General features: G+C 51.6%; 17 protein-coding genes. 5 read left to right on the top strand and 12 right to left on the bottom strand.

Annotated elements, in window-relative coordinates; translation table 11 throughout:
- Positions 1-16: 16 nt before the first annotated feature.
- The gene (locus ACYQ2L_RS03370) at positions 17-934 is read right to left on the bottom strand and encodes a carbon-nitrogen hydrolase (protein ID WP_460051038.1); all 918 of its coding nucleotides are present in this window, start codon (positions 932-934) and stop codon (positions 17-19) included.
- Positions 927-2,126: an agmatine deiminase family protein gene (locus tag ACYQ2L_RS03365; RefSeq protein ID WP_460051036.1), complete on the bottom strand. Its 1,200-nt coding sequence runs from the start codon at positions 2,124-2,126 to the stop codon at positions 927-929. The genes ACYQ2L_RS03370 and ACYQ2L_RS03365 overlap by 8 nt, the downstream gene beginning before the upstream one ends.
- A gap of 63 nt (positions 2,127-2,189) precedes the next feature.
- On the opposite strand from ACYQ2L_RS03365, the gene ACYQ2L_RS03360 reads away from it, so the two are divergent.
- Genes ACYQ2L_RS03360 through ACYQ2L_RS03350 form a run of 3 tightly spaced genes read left to right on the top strand, consistent with a single transcriptional unit; the run spans position 2,190 to position 8,127 of the window.
- The gene (locus ACYQ2L_RS03360) at positions 2,190-3,284 is read left to right on the top strand and encodes a 6-phosphofructokinase (protein ID WP_460051034.1); all 1,095 of its coding nucleotides are present in this window, start codon (positions 2,190-2,192) and stop codon (positions 3,282-3,284) included.
- Between the two features lie 2 nt (positions 3,285-3,286).
- Positions 3,287-7,375 (top strand): aminomethyl-transferring glycine dehydrogenase, encoded by a 4,089-nt coding sequence (gcvP, locus tag ACYQ2L_RS03355; RefSeq protein WP_460051032.1) that lies wholly within the window; start codon positions 3,287-3,289, stop codon positions 7,373-7,375.
- 17 nt (positions 7,376-7,392) lie between these two features.
- Positions 7,393-8,127: an SIMPL domain-containing protein gene (locus ACYQ2L_RS03350; protein WP_460051030.1), complete on the top strand. Its 735-nt coding sequence runs from the start codon at positions 7,393-7,395 to the stop codon at positions 8,125-8,127.
- 79 nt (positions 8,128-8,206) lie between these two features.
- Here ACYQ2L_RS03350 and purE read toward each other — a convergent pair whose 3' ends face one another.
- From purE to ACYQ2L_RS03310, 8 genes are all read right to left on the bottom strand, one after another.
- Positions 8,207-8,701: a 5-(carboxyamino)imidazole ribonucleotide mutase gene (purE, locus tag ACYQ2L_RS03345; RefSeq protein ID WP_460051028.1), complete on the bottom strand. Its 495-nt coding sequence runs from the start codon at positions 8,699-8,701 to the stop codon at positions 8,207-8,209.
- Between the two features lie 33 nt (positions 8,702-8,734).
- Positions 8,735-9,931 carry a 5-(carboxyamino)imidazole ribonucleotide synthase gene (gene purK / locus ACYQ2L_RS03340; RefSeq protein ID WP_460051026.1) on the bottom strand — a complete coding sequence of 399 codons (1,197 nt, stop codon included), beginning with the start codon at positions 9,929-9,931 and terminating at the stop codon, positions 8,735-8,737.
- Positions 9,931-11,772: a M24 family metallopeptidase gene (locus tag ACYQ2L_RS03335; protein ID WP_460051024.1), complete on the bottom strand. Its 1,842-nt coding sequence runs from the start codon at positions 11,770-11,772 to the stop codon at positions 9,931-9,933. The genes purK and ACYQ2L_RS03335 overlap by 1 nt, the downstream gene beginning before the upstream one ends.
- A 70-nt stretch (positions 11,773-11,842) precedes the next feature.
- Positions 11,843-12,856: a sulfate/molybdate ABC transporter ATP-binding protein gene (locus ACYQ2L_RS03330; protein ID WP_460051022.1), complete on the bottom strand. Its 1,014-nt coding sequence runs from the start codon at positions 12,854-12,856 to the stop codon at positions 11,843-11,845.
- Positions 12,837-13,682, bottom strand: a complete 846-nt coding sequence (locus ACYQ2L_RS03325) for a sulfate ABC transporter permease (RefSeq protein ID WP_460051020.1) — start codon at positions 13,680-13,682, stop codon at positions 12,837-12,839. The genes ACYQ2L_RS03330 and ACYQ2L_RS03325 overlap by 20 nt, the downstream gene beginning before the upstream one ends.
- Positions 13,679-14,551, bottom strand: coding sequence for a sulfate ABC transporter permease subunit CysT (gene cysT, locus ACYQ2L_RS03320; RefSeq protein WP_460051018.1), 873 nt, complete (start codon positions 14,549-14,551; stop codon positions 13,679-13,681). Before cysT ends, ACYQ2L_RS03325 begins: the two co-directional genes overlap by 4 nt.
- Before the next feature lie 68 nt (positions 14,552-14,619).
- A complete protein-coding gene (locus ACYQ2L_RS03315; protein ID WP_460051016.1) occupies positions 14,620-15,711 on the bottom strand; it encodes a sulfate ABC transporter substrate-binding protein in 1,092 nt (363 codons plus the stop codon).
- A gap of 113 nt (positions 15,712-15,824) precedes the next feature.
- Positions 15,825-16,019 carry a YwbE family protein gene (locus tag ACYQ2L_RS03310; protein ID WP_460051014.1) on the bottom strand — a complete coding sequence of 65 codons (195 nt, stop codon included), beginning with the start codon at positions 16,017-16,019 and terminating at the stop codon, positions 15,825-15,827.
- 53 nt (positions 16,020-16,072) lie between these two features.
- Here ACYQ2L_RS03310 and ACYQ2L_RS03305 point away from each other — a divergent pair, with 53 nt between their 5' ends.
- Positions 16,073-17,701, top strand: a complete 1,629-nt coding sequence (locus tag ACYQ2L_RS03305) for a methyl-accepting chemotaxis protein (RefSeq protein ID WP_460051012.1) — start codon at positions 16,073-16,075, stop codon at positions 17,699-17,701.
- Here ACYQ2L_RS03305 and cysM read toward each other — a convergent pair.
- Positions 17,678-18,568 carry a cysteine synthase CysM gene (cysM, locus tag ACYQ2L_RS03300; protein WP_460051009.1) on the bottom strand — a complete coding sequence of 297 codons (891 nt, stop codon included), beginning with the start codon at positions 18,566-18,568 and terminating at the stop codon, positions 17,678-17,680. The genes ACYQ2L_RS03305 and cysM overlap by 24 nt on opposite strands.
- Positions 18,569-18,622: 54 nt before the next feature.
- On the opposite strand from cysM, the gene ACYQ2L_RS03295 reads away from it, so the two are divergent.
- Complete coding sequence (locus ACYQ2L_RS03295) at positions 18,623-19,801, top strand: O-succinylhomoserine sulfhydrylase (RefSeq protein WP_460051007.1); 1,179 nt, start codon at positions 18,623-18,625, stop codon at positions 19,799-19,801.
- A 103-nt stretch (positions 19,802-19,904) separates the two neighbouring features.
- Here ACYQ2L_RS03295 and adhE read toward each other — a convergent pair whose 3' ends face one another.
- Positions 19,905-22,544 (bottom strand): bifunctional acetaldehyde-CoA/alcohol dehydrogenase, encoded by a 2,640-nt coding sequence (adhE, locus tag ACYQ2L_RS03290; protein WP_487247718.1) that lies wholly within the window; start codon positions 22,542-22,544, stop codon positions 19,905-19,907.
- Between the last annotated feature and the right edge of the window lie 117 nt (positions 22,545-22,661).

Raw genomic sequence — 22,661 nt, 5'->3', positions numbered from 1 at the left:
ACTACTCAGGCAGACTTCAATCCCGCCACCGCTTCAGCAGATCCGAAAAGGCATCAATACGGCGGTCACGGAAAAACGGCCACATGCGGCGCACCTGTTCAGCCCTGGCGAGATCAATCCCGACAATCAGATTTTCAGCTTCGTCCTGACCTGCCTGCGCAAGCAATTCACCCTGGGGTCCCGCGACAAAGCTGCTGCCCCAGAAGTTGATTCCTCCCGTAACTCCGGATGGATCAGCCTCATAACCGCAGCGATTTACGCTTATAACCGGCAGTCCATTGGCAACTGCGTGTCCACGCTGGCTGATTATCCATGCTTCGCGCTGTCGGTCTTTTTCTTCCTGGATGTCACTGTTTTCATAGCCGATCGCAGTCGGGTAAATGAGCATATCAGCTCCTGCCATAGCCATCAGCCTGGCGGCTTCCGGATACCATTGATCCCAGCAGACCAGCACTCCAAGTCTGCCGATGGAGGTCTGAACGGGTTCGAATCCAAGATCACCGGGTGTAAAATAGAATTTTTCATAATAGGCTGGATCATCGGGAATATGCATCTTGCGGTATGTACCGGCCAGACTTCCGTCAGAATCCATTACAACTGCTGTATTATGATAAAGTCCCGGGGCACGTCGTTCGAAGAGCGAGCCTACAATCACAATACCAAGCTCGGCTGCCAGTCTGCCAAGGAATTCAGTCGAGGGACCCGGTATTGTCTCGGCAAGATCAAAAACATCAGGATCTTCTGTCTGGCAAAAATACGGTCCGGCATGAAGCTCCTGCAGAACAACCAGACCAGCTCCGTGGGATGCACAATCCCGAACGGCATCAGCTGTTATTTCAAGATTACTATTGCGGATAAAATCCGGCCGGGAATCAGGGAGCCGGGCAGAACTGCATTTCTGTTGAACTAATGCAACTGTACAAGTATCAGGCATGTATCTGTCCTCCCTTATCTATTACGCCAGCAGGAATCTGCATGGTGATACAATGCAGAGAGCCGTGCTGCTGGATCAGCGGAGCACAATCCACTCCGCGTATATTCCTGCCTGGAAACAAACCTATCATTCTGGTAAAAGCGCTTGTATCTTCGGGGACTCCATATTGAGGGACCCAGACCGAGTGATCTGTAATAAGAAAGTTGGCATAGGTAGCCGGGAGACGATGCCCATCCTCAGCGAACATAGGAGACGGCAGCGGCAGAGGAACCAGATTATAGGGTTCACCGTTCTTCTGACGAAACCCACGCAACTCAGCCTGCATTGCCTGAAGACTGTCATAATGCTCATCATTGCGGTCATCGGTACATGTGTACGCGATAGTCTGGGGATCACAGAAACGAGCCAGCGTGTCGATATGTGAATCAGTATCGTCTCCGGCAAGATATCCGTTATTCAGCCACAGAACACGCTCTGCACCAAGAAAGTGCAGAAGTCTCTGCTCGAGATCATTGAGACTGCTGCCTGGGGATCTATTGTAGTCCAGCAGGCAATGTGCAGTGGACAATATAGTCCCCTGTCCATCACTTTCAATCGATCCACCCTCAAGTACATAAGGGACAGTTTCAAGTTCTGTACTGCCGAAATATCCGGAAGCAGAAAGACGTCTGGTAAGCATATTGTCATTCCGGGCAGGAAATTTCAGACCCCAGCCATTAAAGCCCCAGTCAAGCAGAACAGGCCGGGGCTGCAGACCGGTTTCCGGAGCGTCAGGACATTCAACATCCGGATACTCATACAGGGTAATCGGGCCATAATCCCTGGTCCATGTGTCATCCAGAGGCAGTTCAGCAAAAATTACAATGCCTCTCAAGGCTGAGTGCTGCTTCAAAATCGAAGCGGTTTCCTGTTGATCACGGCATACAAGCAGAATCGGAACTTCAAGAGACAGTTCGCGTATAATTGCGGCCACACATTCCTGTACCTTGTCGAGATTCTGATTCCAGTCTGTCAGTGAATCCGGCCAGGCTATCATTATTGCGCTCTGTGCTTCCCACTCTGCAGGAAGACGGCGTCTGGGATATTGCTGCATAATGCGACCATGGTAGAATCCCCTCTGTAATGTGTCAATAAGAAGCAGCTGACCTTCTGGAATCAAAATGAGTAAACGGGCTTCATTGGCAGGAATCATTCAATTCAGTGTATACTGAATATGTACATATTGCCTCATGGGTACCAGAAACAGGAGGATATCATGAAAATTGCTGTAAACACAGGCGGCGGTGATGCGCCAGGTCTGAATGCCGTAATCCGCGCAGTGGTGATCGCTGCTGTACACAGGGGTTGGAGTGTATATGGTATTCGTGAAGGATATAACGGGATCCTTGAACCCGAACGCTTTCCGGATGGGGGAATAGTAGAACTGAACAAAACGAGTGTCAGTGGGATTACCCATCTCGGAGGAACAATTCTGGGCACCACCAACAAAAGTAATCCACTGGAGTATCCCGTTCAACAGGTAGATGGCAGCTGGAAAACCGTAGACCGCTGTGATGAAATAATTACTGTCCTGAAAAAAGAGGGTTTTGATGCCCTGATCGCAATCGGTGGTGACGGCTCGTTATCGGTTGCATATGAAATCGGCCAACGAGGTAATATTCCGGTAATCGGCGTTCCCAAGACAATAGATAACGATCTGAAACATACACAGGCCACCTTCGGCTTCGATACTGCTGTAGGTTTTGCAACTGAATGTATTGACCGCCTCCACAGCACCGCAGAATCGCATCGCAGAATAATGGTCGTAGAAGTAATGGGCCGCTATGCCGGCTGGATTGCACTTGAAAGCGGTCTGGCCGCGGGAGCTGATGCTATACTGATCCCGGAAATACCTTATAAAATAGATAAGATTGCTCAAAAAACAAGAGAGCGCATTGAACAGGGATCGTTGTTTTCTATTGTTGTTGTGGCCGAAGGGGCTCGGAAGAAAGAAGGCAGCCATATGGTAAAAAGCAGAGAGCTCGGTCGCGCTGAGCGCCTGGGAGGAATCGGTGAAGAGATAGCAGAAGAGCTGCAGGAAATCACCGGTCAGGAAGCAAGATGTGTGGTGCTCGGACATCTGCTCCGTGGCGGCACCCCGAGTGCCAGAGACCGCATGCTTTCTCTGCGTTTCGGAGCAGCCGCTGTTCGGGCTTTGGAAGAAGGAAAGAAAAATGTTATGGTAGCTCTGAAGCCACCGTACGTAGATTATGTACCGCTGGAAGAAGTCGCACACGCCATGAAACTGGTACCTGTAGACAGCGACACAATAGCAACTGCCCGCGACATGGGCATTTCATTTGGAGATTGACAATGGAGAATTCCAGAACAGCACTATATGAGATTCATCAAAGCCACGGAGCAAAGATGAGCGAATTTGCCGACTATGATATGCCCATAACATATCCTGGCGGGGCAACTGCCGAACATGAACTTGTCAGACGATCTGTCGGGCTTTTTGATATATCACACATGGGCAGAATAGAAATATACGGCAAACAGGCAGGAGATGCTCTGGCCCGTCTGCTCAGCGCAGATGTCCGCAAGCTGGAGATCTACGAAAGCTGCTATGCCCTGATGTGCCACCGGGATGGTGGCATTCTGGACGATGTATTTGTTTACCGTCTCGCGGACCGCTTCCTCGTGGTGCTGAATGCTGCCAACAGAGAATCAGATCTGGCATGGATGAGGGAGCAGTCAAGCGGACTGAATGCCGGATTTCATGACGTCAGTGAAACTACGGCTATGATTGCTGTTCAGGGTCCCAGGAGTCTTGAACTGATTGAGCACATAAGAAAAATGCCGGTAACCTTTCCAAGGTTCTATGCCTGCGAGACAAGCCTCTTCGGAACGGTAGTTCTAATGAGCCGCACCGGGTACACCGGGGAAGAGGGCGTTGAAATCGTTCTTCCAGCAGAACAGGCGGCTGGTATGTGGGCCGGTCTACTGCGCGCAGCCGAGGAAGCCGGTATCGAGGCAGGTCCGGCCGGGCTCGCAGCACGTGACAGTCTCCGTTTTGAGCCGGGCTTTGCGCTGTACGGTCATGAATTAAGCCTGGAAACAAGTCCTGTGGAGGCGCGTTTGCTCTGGGCCTGTGATTTTTCTCATGAATTCATCGGCCGCCACGCAATTGAGGAGCGTAAGGCTGCCGGTGGAAGCAGACGGCTGACTACCTTCATTATGGAAGATGCAGGAGTACCTCGCCCCGGTTGTGCTATTGAGGACAGTGAAGGTGCAACAATCGGTGAGGTTGTTTCAGGAATGAAGGCACCGAGTGCTGACTGTTTTGCGGGAAATGCATATATAGAGCAGCATTTAGCCGGAATCGGCAATGAAATTTTTATTGTGATCCGTAATCAGAAAAGAAAAGCAGTAATCGTAAAAAGACCTCTCTACCGACCGAACTATCGAATTGAGGACGCCAAAGGGGCAGCCGATGCATCTGCCCATGCGGCTGGCATTACAGAATACGGAAGCTTCCTCCCCCGTCACATCGGGCCTGACACAGCGGAGCAAAAGGAGATGCTGGAGCAGATCGGCTGCAGCAGCCTGGACGAGCTGATAGACCAGGCCGTTCCTGACCAGATCCGGAGAAAAAAGACACTTCGACTGCCTGCAGCCGCGCCTGAAGATCTGCTTCTTCAGGAACTCAGACAGATTGCATCACGAAACACCACCGCGCACTCACTAATCGGACAGGGGTATTACGGCACGGTGATGCCGGCTGTAATCCGGAGAACTATTCTGGAAAATCCCGCCTGGTATACGCAGTACACCCCCTATCAGGCAGAAATTTCTCAGGGCCGTCTGGAAGCCCTGCTGAATTTCCAGACCATGATCAGTGATCTGAGCGGTATGGAAATATCCAATGCTTCCATGCTCGATGAAGGAACTGCCGCGGCTGAGGCTATGCTGATGTGTCGACGCAGTATGCCGCGAACCAGTACAGCCGACCGCTTCTTTATTCACAGTGACTGTCATCCGCAGACTATAGAACTGGTGCTGGGACGGGCCGAAGCTCAATCACTGCATGTGGAAATCGGCGACTGGGATCATCTGCAGACAGTACTGGATTCACAGCCGGAGGGTACATTCTTCGGAGCTCTGTTTCAGTATCCCGGAAGCAGTGGGACGGTCCATATTCCAGCCGATGAAATCAGGCTTCTGCACGAAAAAGGCGTTCCAGTCGTGGCGGCTGCAGATCTTCTGGCTCTTACCCTGCTTCCAGAGCCAGGAGGATTCGGAGTTGATATAACGGTAGGAAGCACACAGCGCTTCGGTCTACCCATGGGATTCGGTGGCCCGCACGCAGGCTATCTGGCCTGCAAGGGTGAGCTTATGCGCCAGATGCCGGGGCGTCTGGTCGGGGTCAGCAAGGACCGAATGGGTAAGGACGGCATCCGTCTGGCACTGCAGACACGCGAGCAGCATATCCGCCGCAGCCGGGCTACAAGCAATATCTGTACAGCCCAGGTTCTGCCGGCGATTCTGGCTTCCATGTATGCTGTATATCATGGACCGGAAGGATTGAAATCAATCGCCGAGCGAATACGCCGTTATACCTGGCTGATCGAAACCGTACTCAGGGATCGCGGGTACTGCATCAGCAGCACTCCACGTTTTGATACCATAGAAATACGGGATCTCAGCAGTGATGAATGTGTCAGCCTCATGCTGCGTGCTGAACATCTGGGCTTTTTGCTGCGGCGCAGCGGAAGAGAACAGCTTTCACTGAGCGTAGATGAAAGTCTGCACCTTTCACAACTGCCGGTACTGCTGCAGGCATTTCCGAGGCACAGTCATCCTGCAGGGGCACATAGTCAACCGGCGCACCGTCCTGAAAGCATCAGTCTGGCCGAGCTTGAAGCCCTGCTCATGCAGTGCCCTGAACTGCCTCAGGAGATACAGCGGAAAAGCCCTTTCCTACAACATCCGAACTTCAACCGCTACCGAAGTGAAACACAGATTATGCGGTATATCCGTTCTCTGGAACAAAAAGATCTGTCGCTTGCCCACAGCATGATACCCCTGGGATCATGCACCATGAAATTGAACCCGGCAGCTGCAATGGAGGCAATCAGCTACGAGGGTTTTGCATCCTTACACCCATTTGCTCCGTATCATCACAGCAGGGGATATCAGGACCTTATTACTGCACTGGGATCCTACCTCGCAGAAATAACGGGACTCCCCGCTGTCAGCATGCAGCCGAATTCCGGAGCCCAGGGAGAATACACCGGCCTGCTCATGATCAGAGCGTATCACATCAGCCGCGGCGAAGCACAACGCACAGTCTGCCTCGTACCAGACAGCGCTCATGGCACAAACCCTGCCAGCGCGGTTATGGCAGGCTTTGAAGTTGTTACAATTCCCTCAGCAGCGGATGGTAGTATCGACACCGAGGAACTAAGCAGTCATATACGAAAACAACCTGAGCGGATCGGGGCGATTATGATAACCTACCCCTCCACACACGGGGTATTTGATGCAAATATTCTTGAGGCGGTTGCAATTGTGCATGAGGCAGGCGGTCAGGTCTATCTGGACGGGGCCAATCTGAATGCGATGATGGGAATCAGTTCACCCGCACTTGTCGGGGCCGATGTCTGCCACCTGAATCTGCATAAGACCTTCGCGATTCCCCACGGTGGTGGAGGTCCGGGCATGGGACCGGTCTGTGCAGCAGCCCATCTTATGCCTTTCCTGCCACCAGCAAGCTTCCATGACCCCCATGATTATTACCCTGGTCCGTCCAGCGGCAGCCTTGCCAATGCTGTCTGTCCGCCGGTCTCCTCTGCACCATTCGGGAGCCCGAGTATACTGCCGATTTCCTATGCCTATATACGATTGATGGGACCCAACGGACTGCTTGACAGCTCCAGAACTGCAATACTGAATGCGAACTATATAGCGGCCAGGCTTGAACAACACTATCCGATATCATACCGGAACAGCCAGGGCAGACTCGCTCATGAATGCATACTTGATCTGCGTGAAATGGAAAAAAGCAGCGGCATCCGTGTAGAAGATGTGGCCAAGCGGCTCATGGATTATGGATTCCATGCCCCGACCATGGCATGGCCGGAACCGGGAACACTGATGATCGAACCGACAGAAAGTGAATCAAAGGAAGAACTCGACCGCTTTTGCGAGGCTCTGATTGCAATCAGAGGAGAGATCAGAGAACTTGAAGACGGCTCGGCTGATCCCGAGGACAATCTCCTGAAGAATGCACCTCATACCCTCGAGGAAATCAGTGCTGACAGCTGGACTCATCTCTATAGCAGGGAAAAAGCTGCTTATCCGCTTGAATGGGTGCGGGAACATAAATTCTGGCCGGCATCTGCCAGAATTGATAATGTGCAGGGAGATAGACACCCTGTCTGTTCCTGCCCGATGTAGCGTGATATAGTTGAAGTATGAAAATCAGCATGATTCGAAGAGCAGCCGCAGCAGCCCTGCTGCTTGTGTTCTGCAGTGTGCCGGGTTTTGCAGGCGGGTCACAGGAACCCGAGCACCCCGGCAGTATTTCGGTTTCCGGTGAGGGAATTGTTCAACTGACACCGGATATCGCCACCCTGAATATTGCGGTCGAGACCGAAGACCCTGAAGCGAATGCCGCCGTGCAGGAAAACGCACGACGCATGCAGGCTGTGTTCCGTGAACTCGGTGAACTCGGAATTTCTGAAAACAGTATTCAGACGGTCAGCTACAATGTAGCCATACAGCGACCGTATCAGAGAGAAGGCCAGCCCCCGCAGGAGCCATTCTACCGGGTTACAAACACCCTGCTGGTAACGCTTGAAGAAACCAGCCTGGTCGGTTCAGTCATTGATGCGGCTTTTTCTGCTGGTGCGGATTCTGTCCGGAACATCCAGTTCCTGGTGTCCAGCACAGCTGAAGCAGAACTGAAAGCCCTTGAACTGGCTATGGAGCATGCACGGAGCAAGGCTGAACGTATGGCAGATTCCCAGGAAGTGCGCATTGGTCCTCCAATGTGGATCAACGAGGAGTACGGCTGGAATATGCCGCGACAGGAAAGCGACATGATGGTCATGAGCGCAAGATCTGCCGATGCTGTACCTACCCCCGTTTCCGCTGGAGACTACAGCGTCAGGGCAAGAGTACAGGTCAGCTACAGTATTCAGAAATAGAATCTGGATAAGACAAATCCGGGCGCGGACTGGATTCAGCCTGCGCCTGGGACTGTTGCCCGGGATTGTGCCCGGCTTGCTATAATTCGTTCCTGGCCAGCTTATCCACCTTGAGCAGTACCTCGCGTTCCTGTGAGGACTGATAAGCCTCAATAAGCTGCTGAATATCCGAATCGGCTGAGCCAAGGATCCGTGCAGCCAGAAGTCCTGCATTCAGGCCATTGTTGATAGCCACAGTAGCAACCGGAACTCCTCTGGGCATCTGAACAATAGAAAGCAGGCTGTCCAGACCTTCCAGATTTGATCCGCGCACCGGCACACCGATAACCGGAAGCGCAGTTAATGCTGCAACCATGCCAGGCAGATGGGCAGCCCCGCCGGCTCCGGCAATAATCACCTGAATTCCCCGCTCGGCAGCTCCCTGGGCATACTCATACATACGCTGGGGAGTCCGGTGAGCCGACACAATGGTCATTTCAAAGGGAATCCCGAAGGATTCAAGGATTTCGGCAGCTGGACGCATAACCGGCAGATCCGAGTCACTGCCCATAATTATTCCTACCCGTACGCTCATTCAGTTCCTCCTGTTATTCTTTCACGTTTTAGATCATGAATCAGTCTGATCAGGACGGCAGGAGTCAACCACAAGCAGTTTTGCAGCTGCAGCGGCATTGCTCAATGCCAGATCAAGAGAGGCTGCGGTTACACTCACATGCCCCATCTTCCGCCCCGGCCGTACTTCGGGTTTACCGTACCAGTGAAGCTGGGTACCGGGAATACGAAGCATTTCATCCAGACCACGGATACAGGGCTTTCCCTTAGCCTGTGGACTTCCAAGCAGGTTGTTCATGACTGTGGGAATAACCGGATCCATGGCACCCAGCGGTAAGCCCATACCAGCCCGCAGATGCTGGGCGAACTGGCTGGTCGGCAGACCCTCAATGGTCCCATGGCCCGAATTATGCGGCCGTGGGGCAACCTCGTTCAGATACAGCTTCCCGTCTTTCCCGAGGAAAAGCTCAACGGCCAGCAAGCCACAGGTATCGAGTCTCCGGGCTGCCTCTTTTGCAATCTCCACAGCCTGCTCTGCAAGAAGCGGATCAATACGGGCCGGAAATGCAACACTGGTACAGATATTGTCATCGGGATCGAAGAGCATTTCGGTGACCGGAAAGGCAGTACACTCACCTGTTGCTGTGCGGGCCACTATCACCCCAGGCTCCATGCTCAAGGGAACGAAAGCCTCGAGGTAACTCTCATCGCAAAGCAGGCGGCCATCTTCGAGCAGTATGTCATCTTCATTCCGCAGCACTGCCACCCCGCGTCCGTCATACCCACCTCTTCGGCTTTTCTGGACCACCGGAAAGCCGAATCTTCCAGCAATTTCAAGAACCTCCTGTCGCCACTTCGGCCCATTTGCATACGGCGGCAGTTCGGCATATTCCGGCTGTGGAAGCCCTTCAAAACAGCGTCGCTGTGCAAGTTTATCCTGCACAATTGCAAGCGCCTTTGAGGGAGGAAATACAATGCACCCGGACTTCTCTGCTGCCTCTAGTCCCTCAAGGGCCACGTGTTCAATCTCGATTGTCAGATAATCGCAGGATTCAGCAAAACGGGCGATGGCATGACCATCATCCAGTCTGCCCTGAATGTACAGATCTGTCCCACCTACTGCAGGGTCCTGCTCTGAGGCCGTAAAAACGGCTGTTTTGAGACCAAGCCGCCGGGCTTCAGGCAGCAGCATTCTGCCGAGCTGTCCGCCTCCAATTATTCCAAGGGTTTTTCCGGGTATGTAACTATCCATTACTTTCTGTCTCCAATCGGCCTGCATGCATCTCTGAGAAATTCAGCATCAGCTCCGTCAAGAAATGGCAAAAGCGCATCCTCGACCTGGCTGTGATAATCGTTTATCCACTGGATTTCTGTACTACTCAACAATTCCGGCATAATAAGCCCTGTTTCAAAGGGACAGAGACTCATGGTTTCAAAGGCAAGGAAGCTGCCGAACTCTCCCGGCTCTGTACCTTTTCCATGAGGCGCATCAATACAGAGAATCAGATTCTCGATTCGGATTCCATATTCACCGCTCCGATAAAGTCCCGGCTCATTACTACTGAGCATTCCTTTTGCAAGGGGCACATCAATCATTCTGGAACTGATTGACTGAGGTCCCTCGTGTACCGGCAGACAATAGCCTACCCCATGCCCCGTTCCGTGACGATAATCCAGACCCTCCCGCCAAAGACAGTCTCGTGCAATTGCATCCAGCTGAATTCCCCTTGTTCCGGCAGGAAAGCGGGCACTTGCCAGCGCTATATGGGCTTTCAGCACCAGGGTATAATCACGGCGCATAGCGTCTGTAGGTCGATCCCAACAGACGACACGGGTAATATCAGTGGTTCCACAATCGTAATGCGCACCTGAGTCAATCAGAAAGAGTCCATTCCGATTAAAAGGCCTGGCTGATTCTTCATTGACCGAATAGTGGATAATGGCTCCGTTTGGACCGAAACCCGCAATAGCAGGAAATGAATCGCCACGGTATTGGGGGTGCTCTGCCCGCAGTTCCTGTAGTTTCCGGGCAGCCTGTAGCTCATCAAGATCATCGACAGCCGGATGCTGCTTCAGCCAGCGCAGAAAACGCAGCAGGGCGGCCCCATCAATCTGCATTGCTCTGCGGATGTTGGACACTTCAACACTGTTCTTTTCGGCCTTCATGGCAATGCTGGGCAAAGGGGCTTCCCGCAGCTGAACATGCGCCGGCAACGACTGATACAACGCAAGATTTGTTCTGACAGGATCGATCATCAAGCGGCAGCCCTCCGGCAATGCCGTAAGATCACTGAAAATCCGGGAGTATGCCAGGAGTTCAATACCTTCAGCTGCCAGAAAAGCTGCAGATTCATGTTTCTCCTCGGGAAGATACAGCCGGATCCGCTGCTCTTCAATCAGTGCATAGCCGACTGATACAGGATTGTAGGGAATATCCGACCCGCGAAATAGAAAAAGATAGGCAAGGTCATCCAGACTGCCAATGAGCAATGCCTGGGCCGATAGCTTTGTCATGTGTTTCTTCAAGCGCTCAAGACGGTCAATTCTACTTTCTCCAGCTTGTTCTGCCTGAAATTCCTCCAGTGCTGAGGATGGTACAGATGGGCGGTCCACCCATGCTTGTTCCAGTAGATCTTTGGAAGCCTGCAGCTGCAGACCTTTGCGTGAGAAAAGTTTCTGCAGCCTGCGTGCCTCGGCAATAGAGATGCAGTCCGCTGAGGTTCCAACGACTATGGGAGCTGCAGTCGTCTCGGTCGTCCCAGTCGTCTCTGTCGTCTTGGTCGCCGCAACAATAAAGTCAGCAAAGTCCAGTGTATCCGGCAGCCCATCTCTCATCAGCTCAATTCCGCTGCCTTCCAGCTGCTTCTCTGCCTGCAGGAAATACCGTCCGTCCGTCCAGAGAGCTGCCCGGGAGCGAGTTACCACAAGTGTACCGGCAGAACCGGTAAATCCCGAGAAAACTGCACGTCCCGTCCAGCGCTCAGGGACATATTCGCTCATATGCGGATCAGTTGAAAAAATGATATAAGCACTGAAACCTGACTTCAACATCAAGCCACGAAGATTTTCAAGATTCTGCTGCACACTGCTCATTGAATAGCCTCCCTGCTGGCCAACAGATTACAGGGAAATGCTGTATCTGTCAGCCACCAGAGGCTCGGAATTAAATCTGATAATCGCTGAACTCGCGATACTCAGTGGGACTGATATAGACAAGATCATCCACCCGGGGACGTTGAGCCTTGTACTGGGAGAGTGGCAGCATGACCTCTACAAGCTGTTGATCCTGCTGCAGCTTGACTTCCAGCCGGGCAGAAGCCCCGGAAAAACCGATGCGGGAGACCCTGGCCGGCATATAATCCTTGACCGCAACCCGGCTGAAAGCCATCTCATGAGGTCGTACAAAATACTGCTTCTCACGTCCGTGAAATACATTTACGGCTCCGAGGAATTTATACACAAACTCATTAGCCGGTTTCAGGTAGATATCCTCTGGAGTGCCGGACTGCTCTATTTTTCCCTCATTCATAATGATTATTCTGTCCGCCACCTCGAGAGCTTCATCCTGATCATGGGTAACCAGTATCGAGGTAATATGAAGCTCGTCATGAAGCCGCCTGAGCCAGCGGCGCAGTTCCTTGCGGACATTGGCATCCAGCGCCCCGAAGGGCTCATCCAGCAGAAGGATTTTAGGATTTACGATTAGAGCCCTTGCCAGTGCAACCCGCTGTCGCTGCCCGCCGGACATCTGATCAGGATATTTCCGGGTCTGGTCTTCCAGCTGTACCAGACCAAGAAGCTCGTGAACCCTTCGACGGATTTCAGCTTTATCCGGACGCTTCGACTTCGGAAGTACCTTGAGACCAAAAGCAACATTCTCGAACACGTTCATGTGACGAAACAGGGCATAATGCTGAAACACAAAACCGACATTCCGTTTTGTAATCGGAATTCCGCTCTGTGACAGCCCTTCAACAAATACATCACCGGCATCCTGGGGTTCCAGGCCGGCAAGCATTCGCAGCAATGTCGTCTTTCCACAGCCTGATGGTCCCAACAGAGCCAGCAACTCACCCGAGGCAAGCTCAAGATCCACTGAATCGACTGCAGTGAAGCTACCGAAGCGACGGGTAAGTCCAAGCGCTTTCAGATAATGCTCATTTGTTGCCTGTATCATGTTCCACCTCCCTGGATTTCCTCTGCCCCACAAAATGCTTTGCTGCCAACGTCACACCTCCCAGCAGAAAGAACAGGGTCGATGAGGCAAAGGCCATTGTAGTCATATATTCGTTGTAGTAGATCTCGATCTGCAGCGGCAGGGTAACGGTACTTCCCCGGATCAGTCCGGAAACCACACTGGCCGCGCCGAACTCCCCGATTGCCCGGGCAGCGGATAGAATCAGTCCGTACAGCAGCGCCCAGCGGATATTTGGAAGGGTTACATGCCAGAACATACGAAAACCCGACGCACCAAGAATCCTGGCCGCTTCTTCCTCACTGCTTCCCAGTTCGAGCATGGTAGGAATAAGTTCACGAACAACAAAAGGAATCAGAATAAACAATGTTGTCAGTACCAGTCCCGGCGGTGCGAAAATAATTCGCAGTCCGATACCCTGCAGGAATCCCCCGAAAATACCGAAGCGCCCGTAGAGCAGGACAAACATGAGCCCAACTACAATCGGTGACAGTGAGATCGGAACATCGATAAGGGCCAGCAATAATTTCTTTCCGAAAAAATCAAATCTGGTAATAGCCCATGCAGCCGAAATTCCAAACAGGGCTGTCAGAGGCAGTGAGATACCCATTACCCATAGACTCAAGCGAAGGGCAGCAATCGTTTCCCGTCTGCTGATTGCAGAGAAATATGCCGCTGCTCCCTGAGCAAAGGCTGCAAATAGAATCGAGATAACCGGCAAAAGAATCATGACCAGGCCGAAAAAGAGCGCAAGCCCCAACAACAGCCAGGCTCCAGGCCCTTGGGGGCGCTCAGATACATCTTTCATTTTCCGCCCCCTCTCACACTCGTGAGTCCGATTCCAATGCGTCGCTGCTGCCAAATCTGCAGCACATTCAGGACGATCAGCATCAGGAAGGAGACGATGACCATGAGCAAAGCAACCGCAGTTGCCCCTACCACGTCATACTGATCAAGACGATTGTAGATGAGTCGACTTGTCACCTCGGATTCGAAAGGTATATTACCTGCCACGAAAATGACACTTCCATACTCACCCAGACCCCGGGCAAATGCCATGGTAAACCCGGATAACAGCGCCGGCAGCAAGGCCGGGAAAAGAACCCTTCGAAAACGGGTAGCTTCACCAGCTCCCAGTATTGCAGCAGCCTCCTCAGCTGCTGGATCCAGTGCCTGGATCACCGGCTCCATAGTACGCACCACATAGGGGATGCCGACAAACAAAAGCGCCAGGGGAATTCCCCAGTAGGTGTAGGCTATCCGGATTCCAATAGGTTCCAGATACCGTCCGATCAGTCCATTACCGGCAAACATACCGACCAGGGCGAGCCCGCCTACGGCTCCCGGCAGGGCGAAGGGCACATCAACCAGGGCATCCAGAATTTTCCTGCCCGGAAAACTATAGCGAACCAGAACCCAGGCAGTAATTGTTCCGAAAACTGCATTGACGAGAGCTGCCCCGAGCGCCGAAAAAAAAGTAATCCGATAGGTAGCAACAGCCATGGGGCTGCTTATTCCCCGCCATACGCCAGCCCAACCAGCTCCAGCCGCCGAGAGTACCAGTCCGCCGAGAGGAAGAATCAGAATAAAGCCCAGATACGTCAGGGTAAAACCAATACTCAGACCCCTGCCGGGCAGTACTGCATGTCTTTTGTTTTTTCCTGTAAATAAACTCATCAGATTCCTCCCGTTACATATCAGCTGACATATCAGCTGACATATCAGCTGACATATCAGCTGACAAATCAGCGGCGTCCGATCGCTTCAATCAGCTGATCAAAACTTCCGCCGTCTACAAAATGGTCTTCATTCGCCCGGGCCCAGCCACCAAAAACCTCGGCCACATCGAAAAGATCAAGCTCAGGAAGCAGATCTGCATACCGCGCCGCAACCTCGGGGTCATACGGCCGGTAGTAGGACTCGGCAATTATCTCCTGCCCACGGGTGGTATATACAAAATCCCAGTAGTCTCTGGCCACCTGCAGGTTTCCTTTTTCCGAAGCATAGGCATCTACGACCACAACATACATGACTGCATCTATGCCGTAGCTCGGAACCACAACTTCAAATCTGTCAGGACCCAGATCCTGAACAATCAGATTTACCTCTGACTCGAATGTCAGCAGCACATCACCCTGATTATTTTCCACGAATGCAGTCGTTGCAGCCCTGCCTCCTGCGGCCAGAACCCGGGTATTTGCAAGCACGCTCTGCACATATTCCCGGACGATCGCATCGCGTTCCTCGTCGGAGGCGTCTGTCGCAGCTTCACCAAGGACTCTGGGAACGATACGCTCAAGACCATAGGCCCATGCCGTCAGATAACTGAAGCGACCGTTCCCGGTTGTCTTGTAGTTTGGAGCAACAATGCTGATATCATCCCTGGCAAGATCATCCCAGTCATGAATACCTTTCGGATTCCCCTTGCGGACTACGAATGCCATGGTGGAACTATATGGACTCGAATTATTCGGATATTGTGTATACCAGTCCTCAGGGATAATTGATCCACCTGGCTGATCCTTGCTGGAATCATAGAGCAGCTGTATATCCAGAAACTGATTCATACTCACTACGTCTGCATCCAGTCCTGCAGCAACAGCTCGAGCCTGACGACTGGATCCGGCATGCGACTGTTCTATATGTACTCTTAATCCGGTCTGTTCTTCATACCATGGTATGAAGGCTTCATTTACATTCCGGTAGATCTCTCTTGCTATATCGTACGAGACATGCAGCAGCTCGTGATCAAACTCTGCAGACTCATCGGACCTGCCGCATGAAGCCGCAAAAAACCCCGTCGCAGCAATTAGCAGCATTAATACAATCTTCTTCATACAAGCCTCCTGATATTTTCGGGCATTTCACCCTCTGAATATCATAATAAGTATCCCACGTTACTTAGTCAAGTAAGTAAGGATAAAAAATCGAGGTCGTATACAAGCATCGATTATTCCTCGATGCGCTGAACCCTCCCCACTTCTCCACTCTGAAGACGTACCTTTATGCCATGCGGATGATTCGCTGAGTTGGTAAGAATATCCTGCACTATACCCTCAGTCAGATTACCGCTGCGCTGATCCTGCTTCTGGACAATTGCTACCTTAAGGCCCGGGTGAATATCTGCACGTTTTTTTCCTGTCATTTGTTTCTCCTGTGTACTACAATATAATCTGGTATATGGAGGAAGAATAACACATGAACATCTCCTGTAAAATAGATCAGATCTATGCTGGTGAAAGTATTCTGGTCAGGAGAAAGGCGAAAACCCTGTTCTGGGTGAACTTTGTTCTCGCAGCCGGTTTTGCATTTCTGGGTCTGGTTAGAGGAATAGAGGGACAGTATGCAATTGCAGCAGGAGAAATCATTTTAGCAGTACTGCTCTTTGCCATGAACTATCAGATCTGTAACGGCAGATTTATTCTGGCTAATATTGTGACAATGTGTATGTTTCTACTGGCGGCAGTTGCTCTTTATTTTTTACGAGTCAATGACGGAAATGCCCTGAGTCTTTTTGTTCTGGGCAGCTATCTGCTCACTGCCTATATTGCTATTCCTATGCTGGTGGTATCCCGCTGGCAGATAATTGTCAGCATAACGTACGGATTTATTATTATGCTGGCGACCCTGTTCCTGAGAGTCCTGCCTACAACTGATCCTGCCCTCCACCCCGGCATCCTGTTCGACTCAACGGTACTGATTGTCCTTATGCTCCTGGCGGGATTCTTTATGTACCAGATGTTCATGAACCAGCTACAGAGCTTTGCTGAATCAGACCAGCGCCGCAGGGAATCAGAACAGCAATTTGCCCGCTCGAACGAATTGCTGCAGTCAATCAGTTCAGGTGCGAATATCGGCGACCGTCTCATGGACTCAGCAGGAAAGGGACTGTCGGCAGTCAAGGAAATGCACAGTGAGATTGAACGGGTGAATCAGGAACTCGAGAGTCTTCAGGTCAGTCTCTCCCAGGTAGAATCGATTGAAGTCCAGGTTCACGAGTCAGGAAATTCCGTGGATAAAAGCGTAAAGGATCAGCAGGCCGGGACAGCTGATATGACCGAAGGAATCCGTGAGATTGCATCCCGATCAGAAGAAATTGAAACGGCCTCTACAGAGCAGCAATCCTATCTGCAGACCCTGATCAGCCAGGCAGGAGAAGGCAAGCGTCAGCTCGAAGCAACAGCAAGCAGAATCACCAACATGGCCCACGGCTCCAAGGAAATTCTTTCGATTATACGCTTGATAGAGGATATTGCAGACAGAACGAATCTACTCGCTATGAATGCTGCAATTGAAGCTGCTCATGCCGGTGAATCAGGACGCGGATTTGCCGTAGTTGCACAGGAGATCAGGAAACTGAGCCTGGAAACCAACGAGAACTCGAAAAAAATCCAGCAGTCACTGCAAAAGACTTCAACCCAGATTTCCGAGACCGAGAAGGATACGGATTCTCTTAACCTCCTCTTTGCTGCAATTATAGAACGGATAAATCATGCTTCCGGGGCATTCGGGACAGTTCTCGAGCGGATCAGGGGCATGAATAATCATGCTGCAATGATCAGCGGCCGGGCGGCAGACGTTCACAGTCTGGGGCTGGAAGTACAGGCTGCGGTCAAGGAGATGCTTCAGTCACTGCAGGATAATAGAACCGCCCTCGGCGAAGCCTCTGAAAACATGCAGCATCTACATCAGTCATTCGAAAAACTATCGGACTATGCCGGAGCAATGTTCAATCAGTCTGGAGAAATAGAGCTGATTGGCAGAGAAAATCTGGAAAAAATTCAGGGCCTGATGAATGATCTCTCAGCCGGGGAACACGCCGGTTGAGAGATATCGATCCCCACGATCACAGATTATTACCACGATGAGCGCACCCTGAAGTTCAGCATCCAGACGGAGAGCACCGGCTACATTGCCGCCGCTGGAGATACCGGCAAATATTCCTTCCTCGGCTGCCAGCCTCCTGGTTGTTTCTTCGGCTTCTTCCTGACCGACATCGAGTATGCGGTCAACATCATTGGGCTTATAGATAGCAGGCAGATACTCCTGTGGCCAGCGGCGTATTCCGGGAATTTTGGCTTCATCCGCAGGCTGGAGACCGACAATCTCTACCGATGGTTTCATTTCTTTCAGATACCGGCCGGTACCCATAATAGTCCCCGTGGTACCCATTGATGCCACAAAATGGGTAATCTCACCAGCTGTCTCGGTCCAGATTTCAGGGCCGGTTGTGCGGTAATGGGCCAGAGGATTATCTTCATTTCCGAACTGGTCGAGAATCCTTCCCTCACCCCTGGACTCCATGTCCCGGGCCAGGTCGATTGCACCTTCCATGCTTTTCTCAGCCGGTGTCAGCACGATTTCAGCACCATAGGCTTTCATGAGAGCACGACGCTCGACACTCATATTATCAGGCATAATCAAACGCATTTTGTAACCGCGAATTGCAGCCACCATGGCAAGGGCAATTCCCGTATTTCCGCTGGTTGCCTCAATTAATGTATCGCCAGGCTTGATTTCCCCACGGGCTTCTGCCTCGTTGATCATGCTGAATGCCGGACGATCTTTTACTGATCCAGCTGGATTATTCCCCTCGAGTTTCAACAGCACCGTATTATTTCCGCTGCAAATACGCTGCAGGCGAACCAAAGGTGTATTTCCTATTACCTGATCGATTGTCTTATAGTGCCTCATTCTGTTACTATACTAAAAGACTAGGGTTTCGACCAGAGAATACCGGGGGAAAACATGAATCAAGACCAGTCATACGGCAATTTCGAGACAGATGCGATCCGCACACAGGCCGATCGTTCAGGCCACCGCGAGCATGCGGTACCTATCTACATGACCTCCGGATTTATGTTCGATTCAGCAGAGCAGGCTCAGGCCATGTTTGCCGGTGAGGAGAAAGGCACTATTTACAGTCGTTATGCAAACCCCAATACCGATGAGTTTGCCAGAAAGCTCTGTCTTCTTGAAGGAACCGAAGCCGGTATAGTCACCGCCAGTGGAATGGCTGCGGTATTTGCATCCATGGCGTCGTTCATCCGCAGCGGGGATCACATTCTGGCCTCCCGCGCCTTGTTCGGCTCAACTATACAGCTGCTACAGCATATACTCCCGCGCTGGGGAGTTAAGGTAAGCTGGGTCAGTGGTCACAATCCAGAAGACTTTGCAGCGGCCATATTGCCGGAAACCAGACTGGTAATGATAGAAACCCCTTCCAACCCCGGACTTGAGCTCTTTGACATCGCTGCAATAGCCGATGTCTGTCACAGTGCAGGGGCAAAACTGATTGTTGACAATTGCTTTGCAACACCGTATCTGCAACAGCCAGCCCGGCTCGGTGCGGATCTGGTGGTCCATTCTGCAACCAAGTTTATTGACGGTCAGGGACGGAGTCTCGGCGGAGCGCTTCTGGGTTCGTCCGAACTTATCGAAGAAGCTGTATTTTTTACCCGTCATACCGGCCCCAGCCTCTCACCATTCAACGCCTGGATACTCTCAAAGAGTCTGGAAACCCTGTCCTTGAGAATGGATCGCCACTGTATATCTTCCCTGCAGCTGGCACAAAGACTGGAGGAGCTGGCGGGAGTAGAACGGGTATCGTATCCTGGCCTGCCTTCCCACCCGCAGCATGAGCTTGCAAAAAAGCAGATGAAAGCAGGTGGAGGCATAGTCACCCTCGAGCTGTCAGGCGGGATTCAGGGAGCAATGAAGTTTGTGAATGCGCTGCAGATGATCAGCCGGAGCGCCAATCTGGGAGATACGCGGACCATAGCCACACATCCTGCGACCACCACACATTCAAAACTCAGCGAGGAAGAACGACAGGCAGTCGGAATCAGCCCCGGTCTGGTGCGGATTGCTGTTGGGCTGGAATCAATAGAGGATATTATCTCCGATGTCGAGCAGGCTCTGAACTAAGTCTGCACTGAGTCTGAAAAAAGCGCCGCCGGCAAACATACCGAACGGCGCTGATATTCATTGAAGCCATGGAAACCATGGCAGTCACAAACTACCGGCTTGATCAGAAGCTGCGGTCAAAGGCATCCAGATAAATCTGCTTGAGTTCCTCAACCAGCGGGTAACGGGGGTTTGCCCCGGTACACTGATCATCGAAAGCTTCTACAGACATCATGTCCAGCTCGGTTTCGAACTGAGCCCTGTCCAGACCGTAAACAGCCAGGTTAGCAGGAATCTCACAGACCTGCTTCAGCTCTTCGATTTTCCCGATAAGTTTCTGAACCTTGTCATCCTCTGTCTTGCCGCCAAGCCCCAGAAAGTCGGCAATCTGTGCATAGCGCTGCTTAGCCATCGGGTGGGTGTACTGCGGGAGTATGCCCTGTTTGGTTGGCACATCAGTTGCATTGAAACGGATTACGTGATTCAGAAGCATCGCATTCGCACAGCCGTGCGGCACATGAAAACGGGCACCCAGCTTGTGAGCCAGTGAGTGACAGATTCCCAGAAATCCGTTGGCAAAAGCCATACCGGCAATGGTACTGGCATTGTGCATCTTTTCACGCGCAGTTACATCCGTGTCACCGTTCAGATACGCGGCAGGAAGGTAATCAAAAACCATCTTGATTGCCTGCAGGGAAAGTCCCATGGTGTATTCATTGGCAACAGTCGACACATATGATTCTACTGCGTGGGTCAAGGCATCCAGACCGCTCCATGCAGTGAGTTTTTTCGGCATGCTCATTACAAGTTCACCGTCAATAATCGCCATGTCCGGGGTCAGTGCGTAATCAGCTAGCGGGTGCTTCATGCCATCATCGTCGGTAATGACCGCGAATGGCGTTACCTCTGCGCCGGTTCCGCTGGTGGTTGGGATGGCAACCATCATGGCTTTCTTGCCAAGCTCAGGATAGTTATAGATACGCTTGCGGATGTCCATAAAGCGCATAGCGAGTCCTTCAAAGCTGGCAGTGCTGTCTTCGTACAGCAGCCACATAATTTTCGCAGCATCTATAGGTGAGCCTCCGCCGAGAGAAATTATAACATCCGGCTTGAACTCATCCATTACCGCCAGTCCCTGCCTTACATTGCTCAGAGTAGGATTCGGGTCAACGTCGGCAAACACACGGCTTCGGATTCCCAGTTCATCAAGAACTTTGGTGACCTTGTCCGCATAACCAAGATTGTACAGGGGACGGTCGGTCACGATTACGGCACGTTCCTTGCCCCTGAGTTCCTGAAGCGCGAGTCCCATGGATCCGTACTTGAAGTAGACCTTGGGTGGGACCTGGAACCAGAGCATATTCTCGCGTTTTTCAGCGATTGTCTTGGTGTTCAGAAGCTGCTTCACACCTACGTTCTCACTCACGGAATTACCTCCCCAGCTGCCGCATCCGAGGGTCAGAGACGGCTCAAGTTTAAAGTTGTACAGATCACCGATTGCGCCCTGACTTGCAGGACTGTTGACCAGAATACGTCCGGTTTTCATTTTTTCACCAAAGAGTTCAATCCTGTCCCGGTTACGCTCATTGGTGTACAGGCTGCTGGTATGTCCAAGTCCTCCGAAAGCAACCAGGTCCACTGCTCTGTCCACTGCTGCTGCAAAGTCCGCGACTTTATAGAATGCCAGAATCGGAGAAAGTTTCTCTGCTGACAGCGGCTCATTTGTGCCAACGACATCACATTCAGCAATCAATACCTTGGTATGCGGATCGACACCGAAGCCGGCATTCATGGCGATGGTAAAGGCAGACTGACCTACAACCTCTCCATTCAGCTTCCCGTTTGGAAATGCATAGGCAGATAATTTGCTCTTCTCTTTGGCATTCAGAAAATAGGCTCCGCGCTTTATAAATTCGGCCTTAACTGCTTCATACACCTCGGCCACAGCTATGACAGACTGCTCGGAAGCACAGATCATGCCATTATCAAAGGTCTTGCTCATGAGAATGCTGGACACAGCCATCGGAAGCTCGACAGTCTCATCGATTATCGCGGGAGTATTTCCTGCGCCAACCCCGACAGCAGGCTTTCCGGAGCTGTAGGCAGCCTTAACCATTCCAGGACCACCGGTGGCCAGGATCAGGTTTGTTTCAGGATGCTGCATGAGGGTATTAGTAGCATCTATGCTCGGCTCCTCGATCCAGCCGATAATGTCCTGTGGTGCACCGGCTTCTACAGCTGCTTCAAGAACAATTCTGGCGGCAGCGACCGTAGCTTTTTTGGCCCTTGGGTGGGGAGAGAGTACAATTCCGTTCCTTGTCTTGAGAGCCAGCAGGGTCTTGAAGATCGCTGTTGAGGTCGGATTCGTTGTCGGAATTACCCCTGCGATTACACCAACTGGCTCCAGTATTTTCGTAATTCCGTTGGTTGTATCACGCTCTATTACACCGCAGGTCTGTACATCCTTGTACTTGTTGTAGATGTACTCAGCTGCAAAATGATTCTTGATAACCTTGTCTTCCAGAATACCCATTCCGGTTTCCTCAACCGCCATTTTGGCCAGAGGAATACGCTGCAGGTTAGCAGCCATAGCTGCCTTGCGGAAAATCAGATCAACCTGTTCCTGCGAGTATCCGGCATAGATTTTCTGTGCTGCTGCAACCCGTGTGATAACCTGATTGCAGACCTCTGCTGCAGATAATTCCTGCACCTGTGTCTTTGCTGTTTCAGCCATAGCTGCCTCCTTGCTGTATTTCCTGCTCATGGAACCATTCCATGCGCTATTTTTATATCGATATTTATTTATCGTATTGCTGATAAAAAAATACCCTATTGGCCGAACTTGGTCAATAGGGTATCGATAATTTTTTATCTTTTTTTT

Source organism: Spirochaeta dissipatitropha (genome assembly GCF_054657935.1).
This window is presented reverse-complemented; position numbering and strand designations above follow the sequence as displayed.

Coding starts and splice junctions, on each gene's coding strand:
- ACYQ2L_RS03370 (WP_460051038.1), bottom strand. CDS start 934: ATGCCTGATACTTGTACAGTTGCATTAGTTCAACAGAAATGCAGTTCT.
- ACYQ2L_RS03365 (WP_460051036.1), bottom strand. CDS start 2,126: ATGATTCCTGCCAATGAAGCCCGTTTACTCATTTTGATTCCAGAAGGT.
- ACYQ2L_RS03360 (WP_460051034.1), top strand. CDS start 2,190: ATGAAAATTGCTGTAAACACAGGCGGCGGTGATGCGCCAGGTCTGAAT.
- gcvP (WP_460051032.1), top strand. CDS start 3,287: ATGGAGAATTCCAGAACAGCACTATATGAGATTCATCAAAGCCACGGA.
- ACYQ2L_RS03350 (WP_460051030.1), top strand. CDS start 7,393: ATGAAAATCAGCATGATTCGAAGAGCAGCCGCAGCAGCCCTGCTGCTT.
- purE (WP_460051028.1), bottom strand. CDS start 8,701: ATGAGCGTACGGGTAGGAATAATTATGGGCAGTGACTCGGATCTGCCG.
- purK (WP_460051026.1), bottom strand. CDS start 9,931: ATGGATAGTTACATACCCGGAAAAACCCTTGGAATAATTGGAGGCGGA.
- ACYQ2L_RS03335 (WP_460051024.1), bottom strand. CDS start 11,772: ATGAGCAGTGTGCAGCAGAATCTTGAAAATCTTCGTGGCTTGATGTTG.
- ACYQ2L_RS03330 (WP_460051022.1), bottom strand. CDS start 12,856: ATGATACAGGCAACAAATGAGCATTATCTGAAAGCGCTTGGACTTACC.
- ACYQ2L_RS03325 (WP_460051020.1), bottom strand. CDS start 13,682: ATGAAAGATGTATCTGAGCGCCCCCAAGGGCCTGGAGCCTGGCTGTTG.
- cysT (WP_460051018.1), bottom strand. CDS start 14,551: ATGAGTTTATTTACAGGAAAAAACAAAAGACATGCAGTACTGCCCGGC.
- ACYQ2L_RS03315 (WP_460051016.1), bottom strand. CDS start 15,711: ATGAAGAAGATTGTATTAATGCTGCTAATTGCTGCGACGGGGTTTTTT.
- ACYQ2L_RS03310 (WP_460051014.1), bottom strand. CDS start 16,019: ATGACAGGAAAAAAACGTGCAGATATTCACCCGGGCCTTAAGGTAGCA.
- ACYQ2L_RS03305 (WP_460051012.1), top strand. CDS start 16,073: ATGAACATCTCCTGTAAAATAGATCAGATCTATGCTGGTGAAAGTATT.
- cysM (WP_460051009.1), bottom strand. CDS start 18,568: ATGAGGCACTATAAGACAATCGATCAGGTAATAGGAAATACACCTTTG.
- ACYQ2L_RS03295 (WP_460051007.1), top strand. CDS start 18,623: ATGAATCAAGACCAGTCATACGGCAATTTCGAGACAGATGCGATCCGC.
- adhE (WP_487247718.1), bottom strand. CDS start 22,544: ATGAGCAGGAAATACAGCAAGGAGGCAGCTATGGCTGAAACAGCAAAG.